This window comes from Olsenella sp. oral taxon 807 (assembly GCF_001189515.2).
Lineage (GTDB): Bacteria > Actinomycetota > Coriobacteriia > Coriobacteriales > Atopobiaceae > Olsenella_F.
This window is the reverse complement of record NZ_CP012069.2, coordinates 2,492,220-2,516,209: the sequence shown is the minus strand read 5'-3', so window position 1 is coordinate 2,516,209 and position 23,990 is coordinate 2,492,220. Positions and strand designations below refer to the sequence as shown.

General features: G+C 61.7%; 20 protein-coding genes. 4 read left to right on the top strand and 16 right to left on the bottom strand.

From position 1 onward, the window contains the following. Positions 1-601 precede the first annotated feature (601 nt). Together ADJ70_RS10830 and ADJ70_RS14760 are read right to left on the bottom strand one after the other, a co-directional pair. Complete coding sequence (locus ADJ70_RS10830; RefSeq protein WP_172674495.1) at positions 602-1,549, bottom strand: nucleotidyl transferase AbiEii/AbiGii toxin family protein; 948 nt, start codon at positions 1,547-1,549, stop codon at positions 602-604. Further along, positions 1,531-2,295: a hypothetical protein gene (locus ADJ70_RS14760; protein WP_050341371.1), complete on the bottom strand. Its 765-nt coding sequence runs from the start codon at positions 2,293-2,295 to the stop codon at positions 1,531-1,533. Before ADJ70_RS14760 ends, ADJ70_RS10830 begins: the two co-directional genes overlap by 19 nt. Before the next feature lie 986 nt (positions 2,296-3,281). On the opposite strand from ADJ70_RS14760, the gene larA reads away from it, so the two are divergent. Continuing rightward, positions 3,282-4,559, top strand: coding sequence for a nickel-dependent lactate racemase (larA, locus tag ADJ70_RS10820; protein WP_050341369.1), 1,278 nt, complete (start codon positions 3,282-3,284; stop codon positions 4,557-4,559). Between the two features lie 221 nt (positions 4,560-4,780). Here the strand turns inward: larA and ADJ70_RS10815 are convergent, their stop codons facing one another. Genes ADJ70_RS10815 through larE form a run of 3 tightly spaced genes read right to left on the bottom strand, consistent with a single transcriptional unit; the run spans position 4,781 to position 7,836 of the window. Next, a complete protein-coding gene (locus ADJ70_RS10815) occupies positions 4,781-6,160 on the bottom strand; it encodes a LarC family nickel insertion protein (protein WP_050341367.1) in 1,380 nt (459 codons plus the stop codon). Between the two features lie 7 nt (positions 6,161-6,167). After that, on the bottom strand, positions 6,168-6,947 hold the full coding sequence (gene larB, locus ADJ70_RS10810) for a nickel pincer cofactor biosynthesis protein LarB (RefSeq protein WP_050341366.1): 780 nt from the start codon (positions 6,945-6,947) through the stop codon (positions 6,168-6,170). A gap of 4 nt (positions 6,948-6,951) precedes the next feature. Continuing rightward, a complete protein-coding gene (larE, locus tag ADJ70_RS10805) occupies positions 6,952-7,836 on the bottom strand; it encodes an ATP-dependent sacrificial sulfur transferase LarE (protein ID WP_216597260.1) in 885 nt (294 codons plus the stop codon). A gap of 239 nt (positions 7,837-8,075) precedes the next feature. Between larE and ADJ70_RS10800 the strand changes: the two genes are divergently transcribed. Further along, the gene (locus ADJ70_RS10800) at positions 8,076-8,933 is read left to right on the top strand and encodes a class I SAM-dependent methyltransferase (protein WP_050341364.1); all 858 of its coding nucleotides are present in this window, start codon (positions 8,076-8,078) and stop codon (positions 8,931-8,933) included. A gap of 33 nt (positions 8,934-8,966) precedes the next feature. Here ADJ70_RS10800 and ADJ70_RS10795 read toward each other — a convergent pair whose 3' ends face one another. Next, positions 8,967-9,848, bottom strand: coding sequence for a S9 family peptidase (locus tag ADJ70_RS10795; RefSeq protein ID WP_050341362.1), 882 nt, complete (start codon positions 9,846-9,848; stop codon positions 8,967-8,969). Between the two features lie 518 nt (positions 9,849-10,366). Here ADJ70_RS10795 and ADJ70_RS10790 point away from each other — a divergent pair. Continuing rightward, on the top strand, positions 10,367-11,791 hold the full coding sequence (locus ADJ70_RS10790) for an ATP-binding protein (protein ID WP_050341360.1): 1,425 nt from the start codon (positions 10,367-10,369) through the stop codon (positions 11,789-11,791). Positions 11,792-11,965: 174 nt separating this feature from the next. Here ADJ70_RS10790 and ADJ70_RS10785 read toward each other — a convergent pair whose 3' ends face one another. From ADJ70_RS10785 to ADJ70_RS10755, 8 genes are all read right to left on the bottom strand, one after another. Beyond that, on the bottom strand, positions 11,966-12,814 hold the full coding sequence (locus ADJ70_RS10785; protein ID WP_050341357.1) for an aldo/keto reductase: 849 nt from the start codon (positions 12,812-12,814) through the stop codon (positions 11,966-11,968). Positions 12,815-12,848: 34 nt separating this feature from the next. After that, a complete protein-coding gene (locus tag ADJ70_RS15140; RefSeq protein ID WP_216597259.1) occupies positions 12,849-13,202 on the bottom strand; it encodes a DapH/DapD/GlmU-related protein in 354 nt (117 codons plus the stop codon). Positions 13,203-13,217: 15 nt separating this feature from the next. After that, positions 13,218-14,111 carry a TetR family transcriptional regulator gene (locus tag ADJ70_RS15135; RefSeq protein WP_216597258.1) on the bottom strand — a complete coding sequence of 298 codons (894 nt, stop codon included), beginning with the start codon at positions 14,109-14,111 and terminating at the stop codon, positions 13,218-13,220. Positions 14,112-14,124: 13 nt separating this feature from the next. Continuing rightward, the gene (locus ADJ70_RS10775) at positions 14,125-14,610 is read right to left on the bottom strand and encodes a flavodoxin (RefSeq protein ID WP_050341355.1); all 486 of its coding nucleotides are present in this window, start codon (positions 14,608-14,610) and stop codon (positions 14,125-14,127) included. Positions 14,611-14,667: 57 nt separating this feature from the next. Continuing rightward, positions 14,668-15,534 carry an aldo/keto reductase gene (locus tag ADJ70_RS10770; protein ID WP_050341353.1) on the bottom strand — a complete coding sequence of 289 codons (867 nt, stop codon included), beginning with the start codon at positions 15,532-15,534 and terminating at the stop codon, positions 14,668-14,670. A gap of 189 nt (positions 15,535-15,723) precedes the next feature. Beyond that, entirely contained in the window at positions 15,724-18,054 is a 2,331-nt protein-coding gene (locus ADJ70_RS10765) for a S8 family peptidase (RefSeq protein ID WP_050341351.1), read from the bottom strand. 3 nt (positions 18,055-18,057) lie between these two features. Beyond that, complete coding sequence (locus tag ADJ70_RS10760) at positions 18,058-19,149, bottom strand: AAA family ATPase (RefSeq protein ID WP_050341349.1); 1,092 nt, start codon at positions 19,147-19,149, stop codon at positions 18,058-18,060. A 188-nt stretch (positions 19,150-19,337) separates the two neighbouring features. Further along, positions 19,338-20,429, bottom strand: a complete 1,092-nt coding sequence (locus ADJ70_RS10755; RefSeq protein ID WP_050341347.1) for an ATP-binding protein — start codon at positions 20,427-20,429, stop codon at positions 19,338-19,340. Between the two features lie 158 nt (positions 20,430-20,587). Here ADJ70_RS10755 and ADJ70_RS10750 point away from each other — a divergent pair, with 158 nt between their 5' ends. Then, the gene (locus tag ADJ70_RS10750) at positions 20,588-23,146 is read left to right on the top strand and encodes an excinuclease ABC subunit A (RefSeq protein WP_050341345.1); all 2,559 of its coding nucleotides are present in this window, start codon (positions 20,588-20,590) and stop codon (positions 23,144-23,146) included. Between the two features lie 40 nt (positions 23,147-23,186). Here ADJ70_RS10750 and ADJ70_RS10745 read toward each other — a convergent pair whose 3' ends face one another. After that, positions 23,187-23,729 carry a hypothetical protein gene (locus ADJ70_RS10745; RefSeq protein ID WP_050341343.1) on the bottom strand — a complete coding sequence of 181 codons (543 nt, stop codon included), beginning with the start codon at positions 23,727-23,729 and terminating at the stop codon, positions 23,187-23,189. A gap of 12 nt (positions 23,730-23,741) precedes the next feature. Then, entirely contained in the window at positions 23,742-23,885 is a 144-nt protein-coding gene (locus tag ADJ70_RS14745; protein WP_157051512.1) for a hypothetical protein, read from the bottom strand. Positions 23,886-23,990: the final 105 nt, after the last annotated feature.

The window sequence follows — 23,990 nt, the reverse complement described above, 5'->3', positions numbered from 1 at the left end:
CATTCTTGGTTGATTCCGACCATAAAGGGAAGTGAGCTGAGCGTCGATCGATACGTGAGCTGAGCCTTGATCATTATGGGCCAGTTTCGACCACCGTGACCTGACGCTACCCTTGGATGCCCATGAAAAAAGGCCCACGACGTCGATTTGAGGGCGCAAGGCGGGTCAAATCTCGTCCACAGGTCCATTTTAGATGAACTCAAGCTATGAATGACTGCAGGTCAGCTGGTTAAAGTTGCAACCTGCAAGCCACCTCTGCCTTACTCCCACTCGATTGTCACATCGGCCATCTCCGTGTAGTCAGCGTGCCGCTTGACCTGCGATTCCCATCACTCTTCCATCTGAAAAAGCGTGTAGCCACCGTGTAGTCGGAGGTGACTACACGGGATGTAGTCACTTCAAGAGAGTATTTTCGGGCATCCGAAGAGTGACAGGCTCGGTGCGGAGATGCGATTTGATTGCATGCAACTGACTACATAGGTGAAAACAGCTCTGATAAAGTGAGGAGCTCTCCGACTCAAGAGTGATAATTCCCAGCTGAAGAGTGACACCTCTGAGCTGGGAAGACATGTCCACGTACGCAAGAAGTGGCTACATGCAGCTAGGCACCTCCATGGCCATGCCCTCGCATCTTGCGGATGTTCTGCAGCTTCCACCGGACTTCCGGGCTGGCGGCGGCCGCACGCGCCATCGCCTCGTCTTCGAAAAGCAGGTCCGGGACGAGCAATCCCTGCGAGAACCGTTCGAGATACTCTTCCTCGGCATCCGTCTGCGGCAAGACATAGGCGGAGACGAACTCTCGCGCAGTTCCGATCAGCCCGTCGAGTGTGGGCGCCTTCTCGTTTCTCCTGAGCATGGGCAAGAGCTGCTCCTCGAGCTCGCGCCCCCTGCCGGCGAAGCGTCCGGGACGGTCCTCGAACCCGTGCGGGAACGACGCCGAAAGCGACGCGTAGAAGAGAACCGCCTTGTGAGCGACGGCGCGCTCAGCAGCGCTTCTTCCGTCGAGCACGCGCTTGAGGTTCGCGACGTCATAGAGGTCCCGCACCTTCACACGATCGAAGAACGCCTTGACCTTCCCTCCGGCAAGCTCCGCATCGGTAAAGAGCGGGACATCCAACTCTGGTCTGAGAATCGGGGATCTGCGTTCGATCGGCATCAGCGGAGAGCGGTTCATGTAGATGCAGTCGATCTTGACATGGTCTGGACCCCATTGCGACCTGTAGCCGAGGAGGAACGTCCTGCCGGCATGCCCGCCTCGCGCCCCAAAGACGGGGTATCCCTGAGAGCGGGCCACCTCGTCAATAGACCTCACGACGATTGGCCTTTCGGCGAGCATCTCGTCCCTGTCGAGCGCTCCGACGTACGAGAGATCGATGTCGACGGAGAGCCTCGGTGCGTCGAGCATGAACAGGTTTATCGCGGTCCCGCCGTGTAGCGCGATCTTGTCTTTGAGAAACGGATGCTCGCCGAGCTCGGCGAGCAGGTCGAGAAGCCTCTCCACCTTGTCAAGCGCGCGCGGCGGGAACTCCCTCACGAGCGCGTTATCCACGACTCCATCTCCTCCCTGTTCTCGGGCAGGATAAGCTTCCATTTGGCGGACCAGCCCGTTGGGGCTCCATCTGCTGCATACCCCAGACGGTAGGGGCCAAGTCCGAGCGCGCTCTCGAGTCGGGCAAGATCTCCCTCGTCCACATGCCACTCATCCCCCTTCTCCGACAGCAGCCACCCGACGCGGGAGGCCATCGAGGGACCTGCCTCGGAGGCGAGCCCGACCAGCTCTTCCACGCCGAGGTACACGAACGCGGTCAAGCTGCGTACCGTCTCCTCGACCCCTCCCGCCAAGGCGGGTTTCCCCAGGCAATCAATTACTGTCTGCTCCCTCGTGGTAGCGAGGTAGGGTCCCCAAGAAGATCTCAAAGTTTTCGACCGCACATTCCTCACCGGGCCGCAGGGACGGTAGGCGACGCCGCGGAAGTCGAACCCGGCCCTCACGGTGTCCGAGCGGAAGCGGCACACGAATCCCGCGTTGTGCGCGACGCCGTGCGCCTCGAGAGCCGAGTGGTACGAGACGACCGCGCTGGCATCGAGCGCCGCGACAACCTCGAACTGGTCCACAGGGACGTCCTCGAACCGCCCGCGGTTGGAGACGAGAAGCCCACGCCGCACGCGCTCCACGGCCCCGGACCTCACGGCGAGCCGTAGCTGCTCCTCGGCCGCAGCTGGGGAGTCCATGGCCCCGAGGAGGGAGGGTGTGGTGAACACATGGTGGCGACCTATGTAGTCAGAGAACTTCATGCTGCAAATAGTACCATGAAACAACAATTAATAGTTGGGATATCAATAGATTATTAGCAGCAAATCACGTTACGAGACTACAAGCAAGCGGCAACGTGCCTTCTCTGTGGACAAGTTGCGTCGCCTCGCTACACACTAACGAAATCTACCCCTTTGGCTCCGCTCCTTTGATATCGGTGAATGGGTCGACTCCGTACCTATTCACTTTTCATGCACCCGGCTCCCACTCTGCTGCCGAGTCAGCTCCGTCGAATCGGCAAAGGCGAGTCAGTGCAGTCCATGATTCGTCTTGGAAACGGAGCTTCGTCCTCGCAAGAGCAACTGTAGCGGCAGGCCTGTCTATTTCCTCTATCTCGTATTCTTCAGTCGGATGGAGCAAGCAAAGCTCCCGCACCTAACCTGCAAGTTTGCCGGATGACATATTCACAATGTTCGGGAAAACGATCCCAAAACCCCGTAATTCTTGGCTCTTCGGGGGTTTGCGTGGGCTGACGCCCCGGTGAAGACGCCAACCTAGCGGCGGCGCCACCACTCGCGTGGGCCTGTTTTCTCCACCAAGGGAAGAACGGCCATCGAGGAGGCGCCGCCGCCATGCCAGACAGCGTGCCCGACGGGCCCGCGTCTGGGCGGCGAGCGACAAGGCCAGGGTCGCGACCGGGCGGGGCCACGGGTCCCACGACATCGACAACCCCATGGCCCTCGTGATGCCCGGGTGCTCGGACCTGAGGCCAACGCTGCCGGGAAGGGCGGTGGTGACGTGATCTCTACCCACACGAACTCACGAAGCCTCTGAAAAATACGGGGAAGACCAGATGATCCATGCAGTAGCAGTAGACCCTCGACTTCAGGTGCTTGCAGGCCAAATCACATGGTTTCTTGACGTACATTTTTCCAAAACATAATAGTATGGAGGTGTAGGTATAGGGATGCAAAAGGGTGTTTAGTCTTTGCACGTTTCAGGCGGTGCTTCGAAAAAGGAGGTAGCCATGCTAGTCAAATTCCCATTTGGAAGAGAGAAGGTCGAGCTTACGCTTCCGGACTCCACGTCGGTCTTGGAGTCGAAGGCGGTGGAGTACGTCCCCAAGGGTTCCCAGGAGGAGCTGGTGCAGGAGGCCTTGGAGCATCCCATCGGGAGTGCGCGCGTCTGCGAGCTCGCAGAGGGCAAGAAGAACATCGTGATCATCACGTCAGATCACACGAGGCCCGTCCCCAGCAAGGTCACCCTCCCCCTTTATCTGAAGGAAATTAGGAAAAATAACCCCGACTGTAACATCACGATCCTGATTGCCACCGGGTTCCACAGGCCCACGACCAAGGAAGAGATGATCGACAAGTTCGGCGAGGATCTGGTCAAGAACGAGAAATTCGTGATTCACGAGTCCGAGAAGGACGAGGACATGGTTCACCTTGGCACCCTTCCCTCGGGCGGAAGCCTTCTGATCAACAAGCTCGCCGTAGAGGCTGACCTTTTGGTTTCCGAGGGCTTCATCGAGCCCCATTTCTTTGCGGGCTTTTCCGGCGGCAGGAAGTCCATCCTTCCGGGCATCGCATCCCAGAAGACGGTCTTTGCGAACCATTGCTCCACCTTCATTGCGTCCGACAAGTCGCGGACCGGCGTCTTGGATGGCAACCTGATCCACAAGGACATGCTGTTTGCTGCCGAGCAGGCAAAGCTTGCCTTCATATTGAACGTCGCGATTGACGCGGACAAGAAGGTGATCGCCGCCTTTGCGGGAGATCCGACCGAGGCTCACGAGACCGGCTGCAAGTTCGTGAAGGATCTCTCCTCGGTGGACGGTGTGGATGCGGACATCGTGATCACCACCAACGGCGGATATCCACTGGACCAGAACATCTACCAGTCCGTCAAGAGCATGACCGCCGCAGAGGCGTGCTGCAACAAGGACGGCATCATCATAGAGATGTCCAAGTGCAACGATGGACACGGGGGAGAGGGCTTCTACCAGACCTTTAAGAATGCCGCTTCCGCCAAGGAGGTCGAGGATATGATCCTGAAGGTCAAGATGGAGGACACCATCGCTGACCAGTGGGAGAGCCAGATCCTTGCCCGTATCCTCTCGCGCCATGAGGTACTGTACGTGGCGGATCCATCCGCGAAGCAGATCCTCGAGGACATGCACATTCGCTTCGTGCCGACCCTTCAGGAGGCGCTAGACATCGCTGTGAAGGAGAAGGGCGAGAACGCCAAGATAGCCGTGATCCCCGAGGGCATCTCCGTTATCGTAAAGCCCTGCAGCGCGTAGCTTGGAGATGTCAGCGAGGCCGTCGCTACAGTCTTGCTGACATGAGGGCCGATTGAGCACGGGTCCCATCGGGTCCTGCTCGGGCGCGATCGGCTCTCTGTCATCAGTGGCATCGATACCGTGCTTTAGGACCGCATCGGAAGCTCTTCCGATGCGGTCCTTTCATGAAAAGGGGCCCGTAAGAGTCGACCCATCAGGGGCGCGTGAGATACGCACAGTTCTCAGGACCTCGCGTCCCGTTCCTCGGCGATCAGTAGGGTGGTACGGAAGGCCTCTTGGTAGGAGACGCCTTTTTCCTTGGCAAGCGAGGCTATGGAATCGTGTTCGGGGTAGGGACGCTCGCTGCCGTTGGGCAGGGTCACGAGCTTGACCCGTGCTGGGCCGAGCGGCGTTTCCATCGTCTGTTCGCGGCGGGAAAGTGTCGTGCGCTCGATACGGTGACGCCTCACGCCGATGGTCGTGGTCTCCTCGAAGAGTACCCGCTCCACAGCCTCGAGGAGGCTTTCGTCGCAGAGGACTTCCACCTGGTAGGCCGGGCGACTCTTCTTCATGAAGACGGGGACGTAGTGAGCCTCGCGCACGCCGACCTCAAAGAGGCGTTCGAGCGCATGGCCCAAGGCTTCGCCCGTGCAGTCGTCCACCTCGGTCTCCAGTTTCCAGAGTCGGCTCGGGGCAGCGTCCGTAGTGGTGTGAGCGTCCGGCTGGGACTCCGTCGCTGTTGTCCCGCGAGGCTCGATGATCATGCCCCGCAGCGTGCTCACGGGCTTGTAGGCACGCTTGCCCGAACCCGTGCCAACGGCTCTGATGACGTAGGCTGCGGGCAGCTCCTCGGCAGTGCGAATGGCGGCGGCGATGGCGGCGCCCGTGGGCGTCACGAACTCGCCCTCCATGGCGCGCTGCGCGAGCACAAGGCCGCAGGAGGCTGCGATGTTCACGACGGCAGGCACGGGCACGGGCAGAACGCCGTGCTGGGTGCGCACACGTCCGTGGCCCTCTGCGAGCGGCCCTACGATCGCGTGTGTGATATCGAGGTCGTCAAGGCAGACGGCGGCTGCCACAACGTCGACGATGGAGTCGACGGCACCCGCCTCATGGAAGTGAACCTCGTCTGCGCCTACGCCGTGGGCCTTGGATTCCGCCTCAGCCAAGATCGAGAAAATCCGCTTCGCAAGCTCGCGGGCGCGGGGGGTGAGTTTACCGCTGTTGATGATCCTCTCGATGTCGCTGAGATGACGGTGTTCGTGGTGGTGGCCCCCGCCGTGACCGTGCTCGTGGTGTGCGTGATGGTGGTGGCCCTCGCCGTGCCCATGGTGTTCGTGGTGGTGCTCATGGCTGTGACTTTCTGCCTCGTCTAGGCCGCCATAGAGGTACGCCATGTCATGATCGTGGTTCTGGTGCCCCTCGTCGAGGACGACGTCGAAGTCGCAGACGTCGATGGCGCTCACCGCCCTGCGCGTGATCTGTACGGAGAAGCCATCCATAGGGAGGCTCTCCAGGGCGGCGAGGAGCCTCTCTTGGTTGGCGCCGAGGTCCAACAGGGCCCCCACCACCATGTCACCGCTGATGCCACTCTCGCACTCCAAATAGAGGGTCTTTCCCATGGTCGTTCTACCTTCCCACGTGGTTGATGAGGCTTGCCTGGTAGCCGGCCCCAAAGCCATTGTCGATGTTTACGACGGAGGCACCGCTCGCGCAAGAGTTGAGCATGGAGAGAAGTGCCGAGATGCCGCCGAGCGAGGCGCCGTAGCCCACGCTCGTCGGGCATGCGATCACGGGGCAGGACGCGAGCCCGCCCACCACGCTCGCGAGCGCCCCTTCCATGCCAGCCACGGCTATGATGACCGAGGCGCGCTGGATGTCCCCTGTATGCGAGAGCAGCCGGTGGATGCCCGCTACGCCTGCGTCGTACACGCGACGCACCTCGTTACCAAGCATCTCAGCCGTGACGGCGGCCTCCTCGGCACAGTAGAGGTCGCTCGTTCCTGCCGCGATCACCAACACGTAGCCTACGCCCGTAGGTTTAGGCGCCTCACCGAGGATGCCCATGCGCGGGGTGGCGAGGTAGCGGTAGCCGTCTGCGAGCCTCGGCATCTCCTCTTTGAGGAGCGTCTCGAGCTCGTCGCCCTTCTTCGCATCGAGGCGCGTGACGATGATGCGCCTCTGCCCCGACTGCTCAAGTGCATCCATGATGCCGGCTATCTGCTCGGCTGTCTTGCCGGCGCCGTAGATGACCTCCGAGACACCCTGCCGTACGCCACGCTGCACGTCGGGTTTGGCATAGCCCAGCTCGACGAAAGGTGCCTCGCCCACGCGCGCGCAGGCGTCGTCCACATCGACCTGGCCTGCCGCCACCGCCCTGAGAAGGGCCCTCAGCTCGTCGCGCTCCATTGCCTCATGCCCTCCCGTCCTGTGACAGAATCTCGTTCATCGATCCCGTGCGGTACCCCATGAGGTCCATCGTGACATATGCGAACCCATATGAGCGCAGGGCCTCAGAGACTCTCTCTCGCTCGTCGAGCAGCCGCTGGAGCGAGGAGGGGGGCACCTCGATGCGGGCGATGCTGTTATGGTCGCCTCCGCCGTGGATCCGCACGCGCTCCTGCCGAAAGCCCAGATCGAGCAGGAGCCGCTCGGCTTTGCCCACCATCTCGAGCTTCTCATCCGTGATCTCCTCCCCGTAGGGGAAGCGCGACGAGAGGCAGGCGAAGGACGGCTTGTCCCAAGTGGGGAGGTCCATCTCGTGACTGAGCGCACGGATCTCGGCCTTGTGGAGCTGCGCGTGGCGCAGCGGGCTCTTGACGCCTAGCTCAGCAACCGCCTTGAGGCCGGGGCGGTAGTCACCCTCGTCATCCATGTTCGAACCCTCGCAGAGATGGGAGAAGCCCCGCTTGCGCACGTCCTCCATGAGACGGGTAAAGAGCGCTCTCTTGCAGAGATAGCAGCGCTCAGGCGGGTTCTCGCTAAAACCGGGAATGCTGAGTTCGTCGAAGATGACCGCGATGTGGCGGATGCCCTCCTTGTGACAGAAGTCGATCGCCTCTGTGCACTCACGCTCGGGAAACGACTTGAGGCGTGCGGTGACGGCTAAGGCATGGTCTTCCAGCGTGTTTTGCGCGACCTTCATGAGGAAAGTCGAGTCGACCCCGCCGGAGAACGCTACGGCAACACTGCCCAGCTCGCAAAGATAGTCTTTGAGGTCTTCGAGCTTCTGATGGGCGACAGCCATGTCGGCCTGCTGCTCTACGTCAGTGGCTGCCTGTACGTTGGCGCGCGTCATGCTCTACTCCTATTTCTCCCGCAGGGTGCGACGCACGGAAAGGAAGGTCCGCCAAGGCGGCGGGCCGAAGCCCCGCTCCCTGTTCCCAGACGTGATGCCCATCGAACTCACCGTTCCCGCATCCGAGCGCAGCCTACAGCACCAAAGATATATCATATGCCCTCGGCATAAGAGCCATGCCTACAGCAATCGTGTCGAATCCATACGTCCGCGCTTATACTGGGGTAGCGAGGCAGCGGATGACACCAGTGTGGGGACAACAATGGGGGGTGGGGGCGACGGTTGCGGAGGGGTCGGTTCTGGATGGCAGGGACTACTGGAACAAGCGCGCCGCCACGTTTGCGCAAGGGTCGGACGGGACCTATGAGAGTCGCCTCCTTGGGCTGCTGGCGCTTGAGCCGGGACAGACGGTGCTTGACATGGGCTGTGCGACCGGCACCCTCGCCGTGCCGCTCGGCCGGCGGGGCCACGCGGTACATGCCTGTGACTTTGCCGAAAGGATGCTGAAGGTCCTAGGCAGGGTCGTTGCTGACGAAGGACTGCCCGTGACGGCGCATCTTTTGGCCTGGGAAGACGATTGGGCTGCGGAGGGCTTGGGAGAGAACTGCGTTGACGCGGCCATCGCGTCGCGCTCGCTCGGGTCCAGGAGCATGCGGGAGCGCCTTCGGAGGCTGGATGGCGTTGCTAGGCACAAGGCAGCGATCACCGTCTCGGCTGGCGTGACGCCCTCGCGCGACCCCAGGCTGCTTGCGCTGCTGGGTCGTGAGGTCGACGAGCGCCCAGAGAGGGTCTCGGACGCCGTGGGCATCCTGTGCGACTTGGGGCGGCTTCCCGTGGTGGCGTACCTGCCCACGCTTCGCCCCATGACTTTTGCCACGCTGGACGATGGGCTGGCAGAGCTGCGGAAGATGGTGGTTTCCGAGCCTCTTGACGGGCGGGAGCGGACGCTGCTCGACGCGTTTGCGGCCGAGCACCTCGAGCGTGTGTGGCACGTGGGTGCCGGGGGCGAGGCGAGCGAGGGCTGGCGTCTGGACTATTCGCTACCCGTGGTGTGGGCGTTCATCGGCTGGCGCACGGATGGGGAGGTCTGGACATAGGGGGCAAAGGGCTGCCGAGGGATCGCGTTGGCCCTACGCGCACACGCGTGCCACGAAGTCAAGCAGGTAGGACATCGCCTCATCGTATGCAGGGCCGGAAAACCCATGTGTGCCGTGCCTGATGGTGTGGTACTCGCAGTTGCGGTAGGTTCGGGCGGCGCGCCTGCTGTACGAGATGGGTATCACGCTGTCATCGCTGCCGTGAATGATGAGAACGGGCCCCTCATAGCTCATATGCTGGTAGAAGTCATAGTCCCATACGTCCGTCGCATAGCGGGAGCCGACCGTCAGCCAGCCGAGGAGGTCGTTGCTCTCGGGTACTTCGTCGAGGGAGCTGCAGGCTCGGTGCACGTGGTCAAAGATGGAAAACGCCGGGTACAGGAGGACCACGCCAGCCACCTGGGGTTGCGCGCGCTCGGCTACGATGCTGGTCACGGCACCGCCTTGGCTACCCCCCATGATCACGATGCGCCCTTCGTCTACGCAGTCCCAGCCGCGTGCCATAGCGAGGACGGCCTCCAGGTCGTGGGCTTCGGTCATGACTGACATGTCCCGAGGCGTGCCGTCGCTCCTGTTTGTCTCGGCGCCTCCTCTGAAGTCGAAGGTCATCGTGACGATCCCATGCGATGCGAGCTCCCGTGCGTAAGGCCCCGCGATCGCATGGTCGGAACCCAGGCCGTGCGAGAGGATGACGAGGGGCAACCTGCCTCCGACGTCGGGGACATAGGACAGCCCGTAGACGTTCTGTCCGTCCACGTTTACCCAAAACTCGTTCTCGTGGTATGTGGTCGAGACACGACGTAGGGCCTCTCCGGCTTCGCCGCCTCGTTGCTTGGATGTCCTTGCCCTGAGCTCACGCGCCAGCGCAGCCGACAGGGCGCCCGCAAGGGCCATGCCCCGGGCAAGCGTGTTCATCGTGAAAGGCTCCTCTCAAGGAAGTCGGACATCCCCATGGGACGCCCCCTCCTGCTTCTGCCTCGCTTCCTGCTCCCGTCCTGCTCTCAAAGGGATTCTGCCCCCTTCTCGATCGCAAAGCCAGTGTATTTTTTGATGTTCACAGTAACGAGACTCAGGGCAACGCGGTTATCCCCAGCTTATCGGGCCTCCTGTAAATGGCCAGACTGCGCTTTCCGTGAGCCGCAGGAGCCAGACTGCGCTTTTCCGTGAGCCCGGCCTCACAGAATGCGCTTTTCCGTAAAGTGCGCTTTTTCTCACCTGCGCAAACGCGGCACCGCCTCACGTAAAAGCGCACTCTGAGTCGGCGCCCTCACGGAAAGACGCACTCTGACCAGGAGGTGGCCTTCGCCTGGAATATGACTCTTCTTTGGGGGCAGGGGATTGCATCGGGGAGGGTACAGAGGTCGTGAGGTAGTTGAGTTGAACTATAATTGCAGGCCAGAATCGGTTATGTTAGAAACAAATACGAGGTATATATGCTTAAAAGAAGAGCCTATGAGAAGCTCCTCTCCTGGAAGGCCGAGGCACCTGAGAAGGCGCTTCTGGTTGATGGGGCGCGCCAGGTGGGAAAGACCTTCCTCATCGAGCAGTTCGCTCGGCAGGAGTTTGCTGACTATGTGAAAGTGGACTTCCTTAGGGATGCGCAGGCCGGTTCTATCTCTGGGGCACAGGACGTCCGTTCCTTGGTGGAGCGTTTGTCCCTGATGGTGGGCCACGAGATTGTGTCAGGAAAGACCCTTGTCTTCTTCGATGAGGTGCAGGAGGCGCAAAACCTCGTCACGCTCTCGAAATACCTTGTGCAGGACGGACGGTTCCGACTTGTGATGTCGGGATCGCTACTGGGAGTCGAGCTTCGCCGTGTGCGCTCGTTCCCCGTGGGTTCCCTGAGGATCGAGACGATGTATCCCCTCGATTTTGAGGAGTTCCTCTGGTCGCAGGGGGCGACCGATTCGCTTATCACCCGGCTCGAGCGGCATTTCACGAGCCTCTCCCCCGTCGAGGAATCGTTGCACGATCAACTCCTCCAGCTCTTCCATCTCTACGTGGTGGTGGGAGGCATGCCCGCCTCCGTCCAGCGCTATATCGATTCACGCAATGACCTCGGTGCGGTGCGGGATACGCAGAGGGACCTCATCGAGCTCTATCGCGCGGACATATCTCGTTACGCGGGGGAGCGGGCCTTGCAGGTCACGTCCATCTACGACGACATCCCCAGCCAGCTCGACAAGGAGAACAAGCGCTTCAAGCTACGGTCGCTGCGCAAGAAGGCCACCTACGAGCGATACGCCAATGATTTCCAGTGGCTCGTCTCCGCACGAGCGGCGCTTAAGACCGTGAACGTTACCGAACCGCGCAGTATGCTTCGGCGCACCGAGGAGCCCAATCGCTTCAAACTCTACCTCTCTGATACGGGTATGCTTATGCGCCGCTACCCTGTGCCCGTCTCCCTTGCCGTTATTGCGGGGGAGCGGGACGTAAACTGCGGCGGCATCTACGAGAACGTCGTGGCACAGGAGCTTGCCTCGGCAGGGGTCGCCCTACGCTACCACCGGCACAGCGGTAGGGGAGAGGTCGACTTCATCGGGGAGACGTTGCAGGGCAAGGTGCTGCCCATCGAGGTGAAGTCCGGCAAGACCTATAAGCGCCACGTCGCCCTAAACAACCTGCTCTCAGTCGAGGAGTTCGGCATCGAGAAAGCATTCGTAGTCTCCGAGGCCAACGTCTCCACCGAGCTTCGCGCGGGAAAGCCCATGCACTACATCCCTCTCTACCTCGTGCCCTTCCTGGCGCGGATGCTCGTGGCGGAAGACATCGGAGCCCGCGAGGAACTGGGGCGGCTCGGCCTGTCGGAGCGCTCCCTCGTCATTCCCCCACCCGACCTCTCTCGCCTCTCTGGCTGAGACCCTCCCACGAACAGTGGCTGTCCTCTCGCCAACCATGAAGGACGATCTCGGTGCCCCAAAATCTATGGGGTACCTTCTCAGGGACGTTTGCCCAGTTGGGATCCTCTTCAAGGTGCCCCAGAATCTGCGGGGTACCTTCCTCAGCCGAGAGGTGCCTTGCCACCGATCGTCCTAGCGCTGCTTGCTGTAGTCGTTCGGGCCCCATACCCACGCCGGTGCCTCGTCGGGCACGTGGTAGTACGGCTCCTGCGGCAGGGCGTTGATCTCTGTCATCTCCTTGTCGGTCAGCGCGAAGTCAAAGAGGTCGATGTTCTCGGCCATGTGCTGGGGGTTCAGCGTCTTGGGAAAGACGACGTTGCCCTCCTGTATGTGCCAGCGCAGGATGACCTGCGAGGCGGACTTTCCGTACTTCTCGGCCAGCGTGGTGAAGACAGGGAGGCTCAGCAGCTCCTTGTCGCCGTGTCCCAAGGGATACCAGCCCTCGTACACGAGGTTCTCGGCGGCAAGCGCCTCCTTGAGGGGGTGCTGGTTCCAACGGGGGTTGATCTCGACCTGCAGGATGGAGGGTTTGATGGTGGACACACCCAGGATCTGGCGGACCTTCTGTTCGCTGAAGTTGGAGAGCCCGATCGCGCGGACCTTGCCCGCACGTACCGCCTCCTCCATGGCCTTCCAGCCGTCTACGTACTCGCCGTAGGGCTGATGGAACAGCAGCAGGTCGACGTAGTCCATGCCAAGACGCGCGAGGGTCTCGTCGATGGCCCTCCTACACTTGTCGTACGGGTAGTCCTGTGGGAACAGCTTCGTGGTCACAAAGAACTCGTCGCGCGCGATGTCGCTTGCCTTTACAACCTCACCGACAGCAACCTCGTTGAAGTAGGCGTTTGCGGTGTCGATGTGGCGAAAGCCCAGCTCGATGGCCTCGGGCAGGTGCTGCCTTACCTCTTCTCCCGTCATCTGGAAGACCCCGTAGCCAAGGGCGGGTATCGTGTTGCCGTTGTTCATCTTGAAGTTGATCATGATGCGCTTCCTTTCTGCGTGCTGTCCTCCGTCGTTACTTCGTGGCCTCGCGCTCGCGGTGGTCGAGCCGTCTGGCCACGCGTGCGGGGACGCCCATGGCGAGGCTGTTTGAGGGGATGTCGTGCGTGACTACCGCGCCTGCGCCCACAACCACGTTGTCGCCTATGGTTACCCCTGGCATGACCAGGACGTTTGCCCCCAGCCACACGTCATTGCCTATGGTGACGGGCTTCGCCTGGGCTATGCGGTCCCGACACCTTGTTGCATTGACGGGGTGCGTGACGGCCGAGATGGTCACTCCCGGGCCAAACATGCACCCGTCACCGATGGTGACGGGTGCGATGTCGAGTATGGTTACGTTGTAGTTGGCGGTAAAGTTGTCGCCCACATGGATGTTCTTGCTTCAGTCGCAGCGAAACCCAGGCTGTATATCGAGGCCGGGACCCGCCTCGGCAAGTATGGATCGCGCCGTCGCCTCATAGCCCACAGCGTCACTCTGGTCGGCGGCCGCAAGCCTGGTGCAGGCAGCGACGCCCTCTGCCTTGCGCGCGGCCACCCCAGCATCCTCGAAGCTATATTCCAAACCGGCCTCCAGCTTCTCGAGCTCGCTCATGGCGCCTCCCTCGTCGCTTTTGCGCGTCACGCCCGCCCGCGTCACGCCCTGGCCTCTCGTGTCATCCTCAAGCATCTTCAGGATGAACGGGTAGCTCAACTCGTAGATGCCGAGGCGCTTCGGATGCATGCCTGCGGCCCTCATGGCTGCCTCTTGTTTCTTAGAGGTAAAGACATAGGGGTAGATGCCGTACACGAACGGCAAGAACGAGAAGACAAAGCGATCCATCCGTTCGCTGTCCCAGTTGCCCTTGAGCTTGACGAGCAGGCTTCGGATCGCCTCGACCGCACGTCCGTACACGCCCTTGAACTCCGCCAGTTTCTCGAGTCGGCTGTTCTCCTCCATATCGTAAAGGTTCATGGTCATGAGCTTCAGGAGCTGAGGACGCTTCTTGAGGCTTCTCGCCAGCCCGTCGGCAAGCGCCCTGTCGTCGAGCGACTCTCCTAAGCCTCCAAGCGCTTTGAGATCGGCCGTCCAGCGCTCGTACTCGCGCTGCAGCAGCGCCAAGAAGATCTCGTCCTTGCACTGGAAGTAGTTATAGGTGTTGGCACGGCTGAAGCTGAGCTTGCCTGCTATCTGCGCCATCGTGATGTCGCGATAGCTGGTGTGCTGGTAGAGCGCCTCGCAGGCGTCGATGATCTCGGTGCGGCGGGCGTTCGACTCCTTTTCGGAGATGCGTGGCATGGCCTACCTCCCGTTACCGCATGAGGCCCAGGCGCTGCGCCCAATCACGTAGCTCATTGGGGTTCTGGTGGCCGTTGAGCAGCCTGCCGGCCGCAACGGTGGAGCCCGTGGCGATGCGCTGCATGCGTTCGGGCGCCTTGCCAAGGCCGCTGCCGCCGCTTGTCGCAAACGGGACGATGGTCTTTCCCGAGAAGTCATACGACTCCAAAAACGTGTCGATGATACGGGGCTCTGTGTACCACCATATGGGGAAGCCCACGAACACGGCGTTATAGGAGGCCATGCCATCCACCGTTCCCGAGATGGGCGGTCGGCTCGCTTCGTCGTTCATCTCGCTGGTGCTGCGGCTTGTGCTGTCATTCCAGTTGAGGTCGGTGCTCGTGTAGGGCGTCTGCGGCACAATCTCGAAGGTATCCGCACCCAGTGCCTCTGCCAGGCCCTTTGCGGCGCGCTTGGTGGTGCCGGTTGCAGAGAAGTATGCGACAAGGATGTTGCTCATAGTGCTTTCCTAACGTCTGATGGTCTGCATTGCCAAGGAGGCATCGCGGCGCGGCGCCTACAGCTTGCCGCCGAACACGGGGAAGAACGAGCTGTCCCCATAGTCGCTGATGCGCTCGACGCCCCTCAGTGTTTCCATGTCCTGTGCGCTGATCTCGAAGTCGACGTCCGCATTGGACCTCATGTGCTCAAGGTTGGCCGTCTTGGGCAGGGCGACCATGCCAAGCTGCAGCACATAGCGGATGCACAGCTGCGCCACGGACACGTCGTAGCGTTCCGCCATCTTGACTATAGCACCGATCTTGTCCGCCTCGCCATGGGCGATGGGCGAGTAGGCCTCCACGAGGATGTCGTTGTTCTCGCAGAACGCGGCAAGCTCGAAGGGGGTGTTGCCGATATGCGCGAGCAGCTGGTCGACCGCAGGCTTCACCTCGCAATGGTTCAGGATGTTCTGCAGATCGCCCTCCAAGAAGTTGGACACGCCGATGGCGCGCAGCTTGCCGGCGGCCAGGGCGTCCTCCAGCGCGCGGTAGGCCTCGACGTTGCCCGCCTCGTGGCGGTCATCGGATTGGTTGACCTCGACCCACGGCTGTGGGGAGTGGATGATCATCATGTCCAGGTAGTCGAGCCCCGTCACTCGTAGCGTCTTGTCGATCGAGGCGGCCGCAGCGCTGTAGGTCTTGTGCTCCGCTGCCACCTTTGAGGTCACGAAGAGCTGCTCGCGGGGAACACCACAGTTGCGCACGCCCTCTCCCACACCGCGCTCGTTGCCGTAGGCCTGGGCGCTGTCCACGTGGCGGTAGCCGATCTCGACCGCGCTGCGCACGGCGTCAGCGACCTTGTCGTCGTCGATGAGCCACGTTCCCAGTGCCAGCTTAGGAATCTCAACGCCGTTGTTCAGTCTGTAGCTCTCTTCTAGAATCATGCCGCCTCCTTGGATAGAAAATGATCTTATGCCATCTATCATGGGAGAAAGTCTAAGTTACTGACGACATGTTGTCAATATAAGTTTCTCGTGACCACGCAGAGCGTCATGAGCGAAAGCTGCAACACGCTGCACATCGGGGAATATGGGTTCGGGAGGCAGGAGACTCCTAAGCCATAGCTTTTCCACCTACTGTCCAACCATGGCTCTGACCTGGTTAGCTAGCTGGACGTTCTGGTGCCAGAAGTTCTTATGCTCGAGGAGCTGCGGCACCTCGTTGTACACAGGGGCAAGACCATTTGGGTCACGGATGGTGATGATGATGCAGTACTCCTGCCTCAGCGGCTCGTTTGTCTGGAGTGCCCTTCGTTCCACGCTGTCGCGGTAGGTTCCTTTCATGTCCAGATACCACAGGCGGTCGGCGCGAACGGCCTCACGGTTCTTTTTGGTAAGATCGGCCAGGTCGAGAGCATATTTCTTTACCGGTGCATACTTGCCCTTGTACCTGATGAGCATCTTCTCCCGGCGGGAAAACTCGTCCTCGGCCGATCTGAGCTTTGGGCGGCTGTACCGACTTGGATTCAGCAGATTCTTGTTGTCCTTGCGACCGATGGGATTGAGTATTCCCTGCTTGGTGATATCGCGTAGCTCCTTGTGGTCGTAGGTACCGAGCTTCACCTCGATGTCGGACTGGCAGTATTCGGCAGCCTCCTTTGGCTCCCTGATAGGAGAGAATGCGGCAGTCAGGATGACCTGGCCAGTGTAGTACCCATCACGAACCAGCGAGCTTGGCATGGGGAAGTCGTTGATCTCAACCTTCTGTCCTCTCGGGAGAAATCCGTGCAGTACCAGGGTCGACGAATGCTCTTCGTCCGAGAGTATCGAGCGAAGGTTGACCGGGATGCCGAACCCCATCTCCTCGACCTTCTCGGTGTTGGGAATGAGGCTGTCGCCGGGAAATGACGTCGAGTGTACGATGAGAGCCTTTATGAGCAGTGGGTCGAACTCTCCTGCCAAGGCAAGCTGGAGGTTTGCCGCCAAGGCTGACACGCGAGGCGTTGAGAAGCTCGTGCCGACGGCCCCCGCAGGGTTTCCCGTGACGTCGAATGAATGGACCTCCGACCTGACGTAGCCTGTTGGCGTCCTTCCCACGTTGCCACCATAATGCGACACCTCGGGCTTGATGATGTACTGGGGACCTGGGCCCTTGCGCGAGAAGGGCGAGGCCTCGCCAACTCCTGCTTGATCGAGCGGGGCCTTCACCTGGGCGGCAGAACCGACCGTGAGTGCGCGCACTGAGTCCGAGCCAACGCAGAGGCGGCCCTTGGTTCTATCCGCCCTCACATCGCAGTTGCCCGCCGACTTGCAGATGAGGACGCCGTGGTCATCTTGGATTGCGTCCAGCGCCATGCCGAATTCCGAGAACTCGTTGTCTGAGATCTCGTCCATGAAGCTCAGTGAGAGGTTCCATACCTTCACACGATCGCGCGTCGCGCCAACGATGGTTCTGATGGAGTCAACCATCGTCGACTCGTCGATATTCCCATCTGCTGGGAACACGGCACCGTCCAGGAGCTTCGGCGGTAGGCCTCCGACCCACTCCGAATGCTCGAACCTGTCGCCATAGGTGATGACACCCGCCACGAACGTGCCGTGCTGTTTGTCAAGTTCATTGTCCGTGTATGTCGATAGGCGCTTCTCCATGAGCCACGGTTGTAGCTGGCAGATCGGCGCAATCCCGCTGTCGAGCACTCCGACGACGGGATACTCCATGCTCAAGTCGGGCTCCATGGGGTCGGGTGCTCCCACGCTGGGCATCCCGTCGAGCGTTGCAACGCATCGTGGCATAGGGCGTATGAAGAAGAGCGTCTCGCTGGCTACGCCGTCCGCAATCATCTTTACTTGTGACTGATTGGCCTCAAGCCGATATACGTTTAGGTCTTGCGCGTAGCTGACCTTCTGGAATGCGATGCATAGGAAATCGAGCTGGTCTTCAAATACCCGCTCGCACAGGGCGGCGTCCGGCCCGAAGTCGAGGAGTCGCGCCTTGTATACGGTCTCATCCGGAGTAGGCTTGATCTCGGGCACAAACCGGCTGATGGACTCGATGCACGTGAGCGGCAGGTCGTAACGCTCTTTATCGGATAGGCGCTCTTCCATGGCTCTTACTTGGCCCGCGTCCTTTGCCCTGACAATGAGGCTGTTGGCACCTCGCATGCCTATGACATTAGCTTCGCCGTTGGCACCATCGACGTTGAGCATGTCAACGATTGGCTTGCGCTTGGTCTTGGATGTGTCCCTCTCGTTCAGCTTTACGTCGTAGACATAGGGAAGTCCCTCGTTATGGAGCACGCCCTCATAGGCATCGCTCAGCCCCGCGATGAGCGATTGCGCATGTTCGTGAAGATCCGCGCCTGACAGCACCCATTTCGGCTTGTCCTTGTTCCCCATGCCCTCGACGCGCGTTTCATCTATCTCCCGCTGGCGGAAGACCGTTATGGGAAGGAATTCCTCTGCCATGGCCTACACCCCTTCCTTGAACGACCGTGAGATTGCCTGAATCTTGCGCATCGAAATGGAAGTCTTATCGTGTATTTCCCTAAGCGTGCATCCCGCCTCGATGAGGTGGCGGATGTACCCCTCCTGATCGTCGAGACTGTGATGCGTCAAGGTGTAGGCTTCTCTGGCCAGTTGGTAAGTCGTGAAGCCATTTTCGCTCCCATCCAGCGCAGCGCTGTAGAACGCGTTCTTTGTCGCTGTGCTGAGGGCGGAGTAGCTGAGGCCCTCCAGCACGCTATAGAGCTTCTTCTTGAACTTCGTGGCCATGTGGGGCTGGATGAACCGTTCAGCATATTCCTCCAGCTCCGCCCTGCCGGGCGTGGGTACCTCAACCACCTTGTTGAAACGGCGCCATACGGCCGGGTCTAGGAGGCCCGGGTGATTGGTGGCTGCGATAAGGATGCTGCCCTGACCGAAGTCGTCAATGTTTTGCAGTAGGCTGTTGACGACGCGCTTGAGTTCCCCCAGCTCGTTTTCGTCATCACGACGTTTGGCGACCACATCGAACTCGTCAAGAAGGAAAACGCACTCCTGCTGGGCCGCGTAGTCGAAAACCTTACGGATGTTCTTTGCGGTGCTGCCTAGAAGCGATGAGACGAGGCTATCCAAACGCGCCGTGATGAGCGGCAGTCCGGTCTGGGCCGCTACGTATCGGGCTATGCTCGTCTTGCCGCAGCCGGGAGGTCCATAGAGCAGCAGGTAGTTCTGGGCATCGATACCATGGCGAGCAAGCACGTCGCGTTTGCCGCGCATTGCCACTACGCCGTCGATCTCCTCCTTGAGAAAGGAGCCGAGCACGATGTCCACATCATCGGGGAGGATGGTCTGCACATCCACAATGTTCATGCGGCTCTCCTGGTCCACCGGCTTGGCCGCAAGGCCGTCGAGCGTGGCGATGCTCGACCTTTTGCCGGCGATGGTGCTCCGAATCCTCTTGGCGAAGCGGGCATCTCCTGACTGCTCAAGGTTGTCGGCAAGCGTGTTCGCATAATTGAGGACTTTGGTCTTGTTACCGGTCAGACCACCCTCGATGATCCTCAGAACTTCTGCCTGCATGTCCCACCTCGTACTCAATTAGCCCATCATGTACACAAATTTGCTAGAATATATACACCCTGTAGCGATTATACACGCTAGACTGTCTCTTGCGTACATGGCAGAGGTCTTATCCTCAGACGGACATCTCCTCCCCAAAATGGGGGGAGGAGAATTGCCGGCGCACCCCTCCGCCGCGCCGGGCGCGGCTATTCCATCTCTTGCAGGTACTTCCTGAAGCCCGGGATAGCAAACCTGAGCACGCCACGCGACAGCTCCTCGACGATACCGGCCGCCACGAGGCGACCTCGGTACTTTGACGCGTAGCGACTCGTTACGCCCATGCGCCTCGCGATATCAGCGAGACGGCTCTCGGCCTTGTCGGGAAGCATCGCCTTTGCGAAGCGCAGGTCCACCGCAGACAGCTCTCGATACGTTGATGCCAGGACGTGCTCCTTGAAATCCTCTTGCGCAGCCCGCATCCCCGCTCTCGCATCCTCTTTCCCCACCTCGGCCTTGCCCAGCGCCGACTGCCAGCTTCGATACCCCACGAGCTGAAGCATGTAGGGAAATCCCCCTGTCGCCTCGACGCAGATCTCAAGCGCCTCCTCGTCTATGGTCTTGCCGCCTGAGGCCACGGTCCTTTTGAGCGCGTCGCGCACGTCGGCGTCGGCGATGGTTCCCAGGGGGTGTCGCTGCGCCCTTCTCAGGAAGGAGACGCTCTTGTCGTTGAGCAGGGCGTGCACGTGGCTGGGCAGTCCCGCCATGAGAAGAGCGACCTTGCGGCGCTCCCGTACGAAATGCTGGTAGACCACGGCCATCGTGATGAGCTCGCTGAGCGAGGCGTCCACCTCGTCCACGGTGATGAGGAGGCCCACGTCGCGCGCGTTGAGCCTCTCCAGCAGCGCAGACATCCTCGTGCGCCAGTTACCTCGCTCTTCGTCACCCATGTCCCAGCTCGCACCAAGAGGGCCAACGCTCAGCCCCGTTAGCTGTCTTTGCGGCTTCGGCTTGACGAGTTGCGCGCTCGCACGCTGTGCTTGCTGCAGAATGTCATCGAGCAACCCGGGTATGGCGGAGGAGCTGGCGCTCACCCAGCCCGCGTCGCTAGCATCCTCACAGAGGCGCGTGAGGCAGGCCGTCTTGCCGGTACCTCGGGCGCCGACGAGGATGCTCGAGAGGTTGGGGTCGCCGACCCCCTGCTCGAGGGCGGCATGAAGCTCTGCGAGGAGTCGGTCTCGACCTGCCATAATGGGTGGGACGGTGCCGAAGGCGGGCGTAAATGGGTTTCTCTCTGCCATGGGTAGGTCAGCTCCCTTCGCCTTGTTCGCCTATTTTCGCCTTGTTCGCCTATTTTCGCCTTGTTCGCCTCGCTTCGCAACGGACACTCGAATAAAACGGGTAGAAGCTGCCCTGAGGCATCAGGCAGAGGAGCGATCGCTCGCAGAGGAGGAGAGACATGACCCACGTCCACCGTCCGCCCACCCATATCAAGGTGCGTGGTGCTCGCGTCCACAACCTCAAGGGTGTCGACGTGGACGTGCCGCTGGGGCAGTTCGTGGGCATCGCCGGCGTATCGGGTTCGGGCAAGAGTTCGCTTGCGCTGGGTGTGCTCTATGCGGAGGGGTCGCGCCGCTATATGGACGCACTCTCCACCTACACGCGTCGCCGCCTGTCGCAGGCCTCGAGGGCACGGGTGGACGAGGTGCTGCACGTGCCTGCGGCGCTCGCCCTACGTCAGCGTCCGACGGTCCCGGGCGTGCGGTCTACCTTCGGCACCGCAACGGAGCTTCTCAACCACCTGCGCCTGCTCTTCTCGCGCGTGGGGACCTATCGCTGTCCTAACTGGCACGAGGTCCCGCCCAGCATGGCTGTCGCGCTCGAGCGACCGCTCGTGTGCCCCCGCTGCAACGTCGAGTTCATGGGTTTGGGAGCCGAGCAGCTCGCCTTCAACTCCGAGGGGGCCTGCCCCAGCTGTGGGGGTACAGGCGTCACGCGCGTCGTGGACGAGTCGAAGCTCGTGCCGGACGAGTCCCTCACCATAGACGAGGGCGCGGTGGCGCCTTGGGGCAACCTCATGTGGGACCTCATGAAGCAGGTGTGCAAGGCGATGGGCGTGCGGACCGACGTGCCCTTCTCAAAGCTCACGCCCGAGGAGCGCGACATCGTCTTTCACGGCCCCGCCGAGAAGCGGCATATCCTCTATCGCGCGAAGAAGAGTGAGACCTTCGCCGAGCTTGACTTCACCTACTACAACGCCGTCCGCACCGTCGAGAACGCGCTTTCCAAGGTCAAGGACGAGAAGGGCATGAGGCGCGTCGAGAGGTACCTCAAGGTGGGTCCCTGCGAGGACTGTGCGGGCACGCGTCTCAACGGGCGGGCGCGCTCCGTCACTATCCGGGGTGTAACCCTCGCCGAGGTCTCGGCGCTCACGCTCGATGGGCTCGCGAAGTGGGTGGCCGACGTGCCGGGGTCGCTTCCCGTGGAGCTTCGGCCCATGGCAGAGGCCATCGTGGACGGGCTGCGCGAGCCCCTGCTCCGCCTTCAGCAGCTGGGGCTGGGGTACCTCTCGCTCGACCGCGCGAGCTCGACCCTCTCGACGGGAGAGCTACAGCGCGTCCAGCTCTCCCGAGCGGTGCGCAACCGGACGACGGGCGTGCTCTACGTGCTTGATGAGCCCTCGATAGGCCTTCACCCATCGAACGTGGACGGCCTTCTCAAGGTGGTAGACGACCTGCTCGCAGATGGCAACACGGTCGTCGTCGTTGACCACGACGTGCGCGTCCTTGGGCGGGCAGACTACCTGATCGAGGTGGGGCCGGCGTCCGGTGCCGACGGCGGGACCATCATCGCCCAGGGTCGTGTCGCCGAGGTAGGGGGCGACCCGGCCTCTCGCATCGCCCCCTTCTTGACGGGCGAGCGGCGGGTGCGGATGCGTGAGCGCGCAGGCGCGGGATCAGGGGCGACGGTGCGCGAGGCTGTGTTCGAGCAGGGGGCGATCGAGCTTGTCACCAGGAGCATCCATACCGTGAGGCCACTTACGCTGCGCATCCCAAAAGGCAAACTCACGGCGGTGACCGGTGTCTCGGGCTCGGGCAAGACGACGATGGTGCTCGAGAGCCTGATACCTGCCCTGCGAGCCCAGCTGGCAGGTGAGGGGCTGCCCGAGCACGTGGTGAGCGTCGCGGCGCCGGGCATGCGACGCGTGAACCTCATCGATGCCACGCCCATTGGCGTGAACGTGCGCTCCACGCTGGCCACCTACTCAGGCGTCCTCGACGAGCTGCGCCGCAGCTTCGCGAAGACGCCTGACGCCGAGCGGCTGGGGCTTCGCGCAGGCGACTTCAGCTACAACACGGGCACGCTCCGCTGCCCTACCTGTGGCGGCACGGGACAGATATCACTTGACGTGCAGTTCCTGCCTGATGTGGACATACCCTGTCCCGACTGCGAGGGATCGCGCTACGCCTCTCAGGCGTGGGAGATCAAGATGCCCGCACGTCATGGAGTGAGCGGCGAGAGCGAGGGCCTCGTCTCCCTCCCTGAGCTCATGGCCTGCACGGTGAGCCAGGCATTGGAGAGGCTCTCGGGGCTGAGGAGGGTCGCCTCACGCCTCAGGGTGCTCTGCGAGCTGGGTCTTGGGTACCTGACCCTGGGAGAGGCCACGCCCGCGCTCTCCGGGGGAGAGGCGCAGCGCCTCAAGCTCGCGAGCGAGATCGGCAGGCACCAGGACGGCGCGCTCTTTGTCTTCGACGAGCCGACCATCGGTCTGCACCCGCTCGACGTGGAGACGCTCCTGCGCGTGCTGCAGGGACTCATCGGGAGCGGGGCGACGGTCATCGTGATCGAGCACGACCTGGACATGATAGCGAACGCTGACTGGGTGGTGGACATGGGACCTGGAGGCGGCGAGGAGGGCGGGCACATCGTGTGCGCGGGCACGCCCGAGGATGTGGCGGCCGAGCCCAGGAGCGTCACGGGCCGCTACCTCGCGCAGGAGCTGCGAGCGGGCGGCTAGCGACCGCGCTGGGCAGGGGCAGGACATCGGCCCCACAAGCTCACCCGTACGGTGGCACGTCGGGCGGCAGCCAGTCCCCCCTCGTGTTGATGCCGTGCCTGCGCGCGGCGGCGTAGAGCCTCTCGCGCTCCCGCGCGCCGATGAGACCCTCGTGATAGAGGGAGCTAGCGAGGTCCGACATGCGCCAGACGGCGTAGAGCCTCGCGCGCGGGTCCTTCCTGAGCTCCCTGTAGTAGTCGTAGGCCTCACCGTAGCGCCACGAGAGGGTCATGGCCAGGTAGTGGATGTCCTGCACCTCCCTGTCGTAGGGCCAGCGCCCGAGGTAGGAGCGCGCCGCTGCGGCCAGCCTGCGGCCCGAGGGGCAGTCGCTCGGGAACGCCCGGTCCCCGTGGTACAGGTCGCGGAGCGCCCTTATGCGGGCGCGGCAGGCCTCGCGGTCCTCCACGAGCGCGGGGTCCGCCTCTATCTCGGCCACGAGCGCCTCGACCGGCTCCGTGTCCCACCCCCCATGTATGGCCGCGCCATGCTCGCGGTGCTCCTTTCGCGCGATCCTCTCGTACGTGGCCACGTAGTCCTTGGGCATACGGCCTCACCCTCACCCCGGCGGGAGTATGTCAACGCCGCCGTCCGACAGCTTTGCGCGTATGGGGTCGCTGAGATCCGCAGTGATCCAGTAGTAGATCTTGACCCATACCCGGCAGCCGGTGCCCGGCAGGTCGTAAGCATACTCGAGTATCATTATGTCATCGCCTTGAAATTGCTCGCTAACATTGAGAGTTGGGTCACACCGTAGGATGCGGGAATCCAGGCTAACACTGTGAACCGCTTGGAGGACTGTCGCACG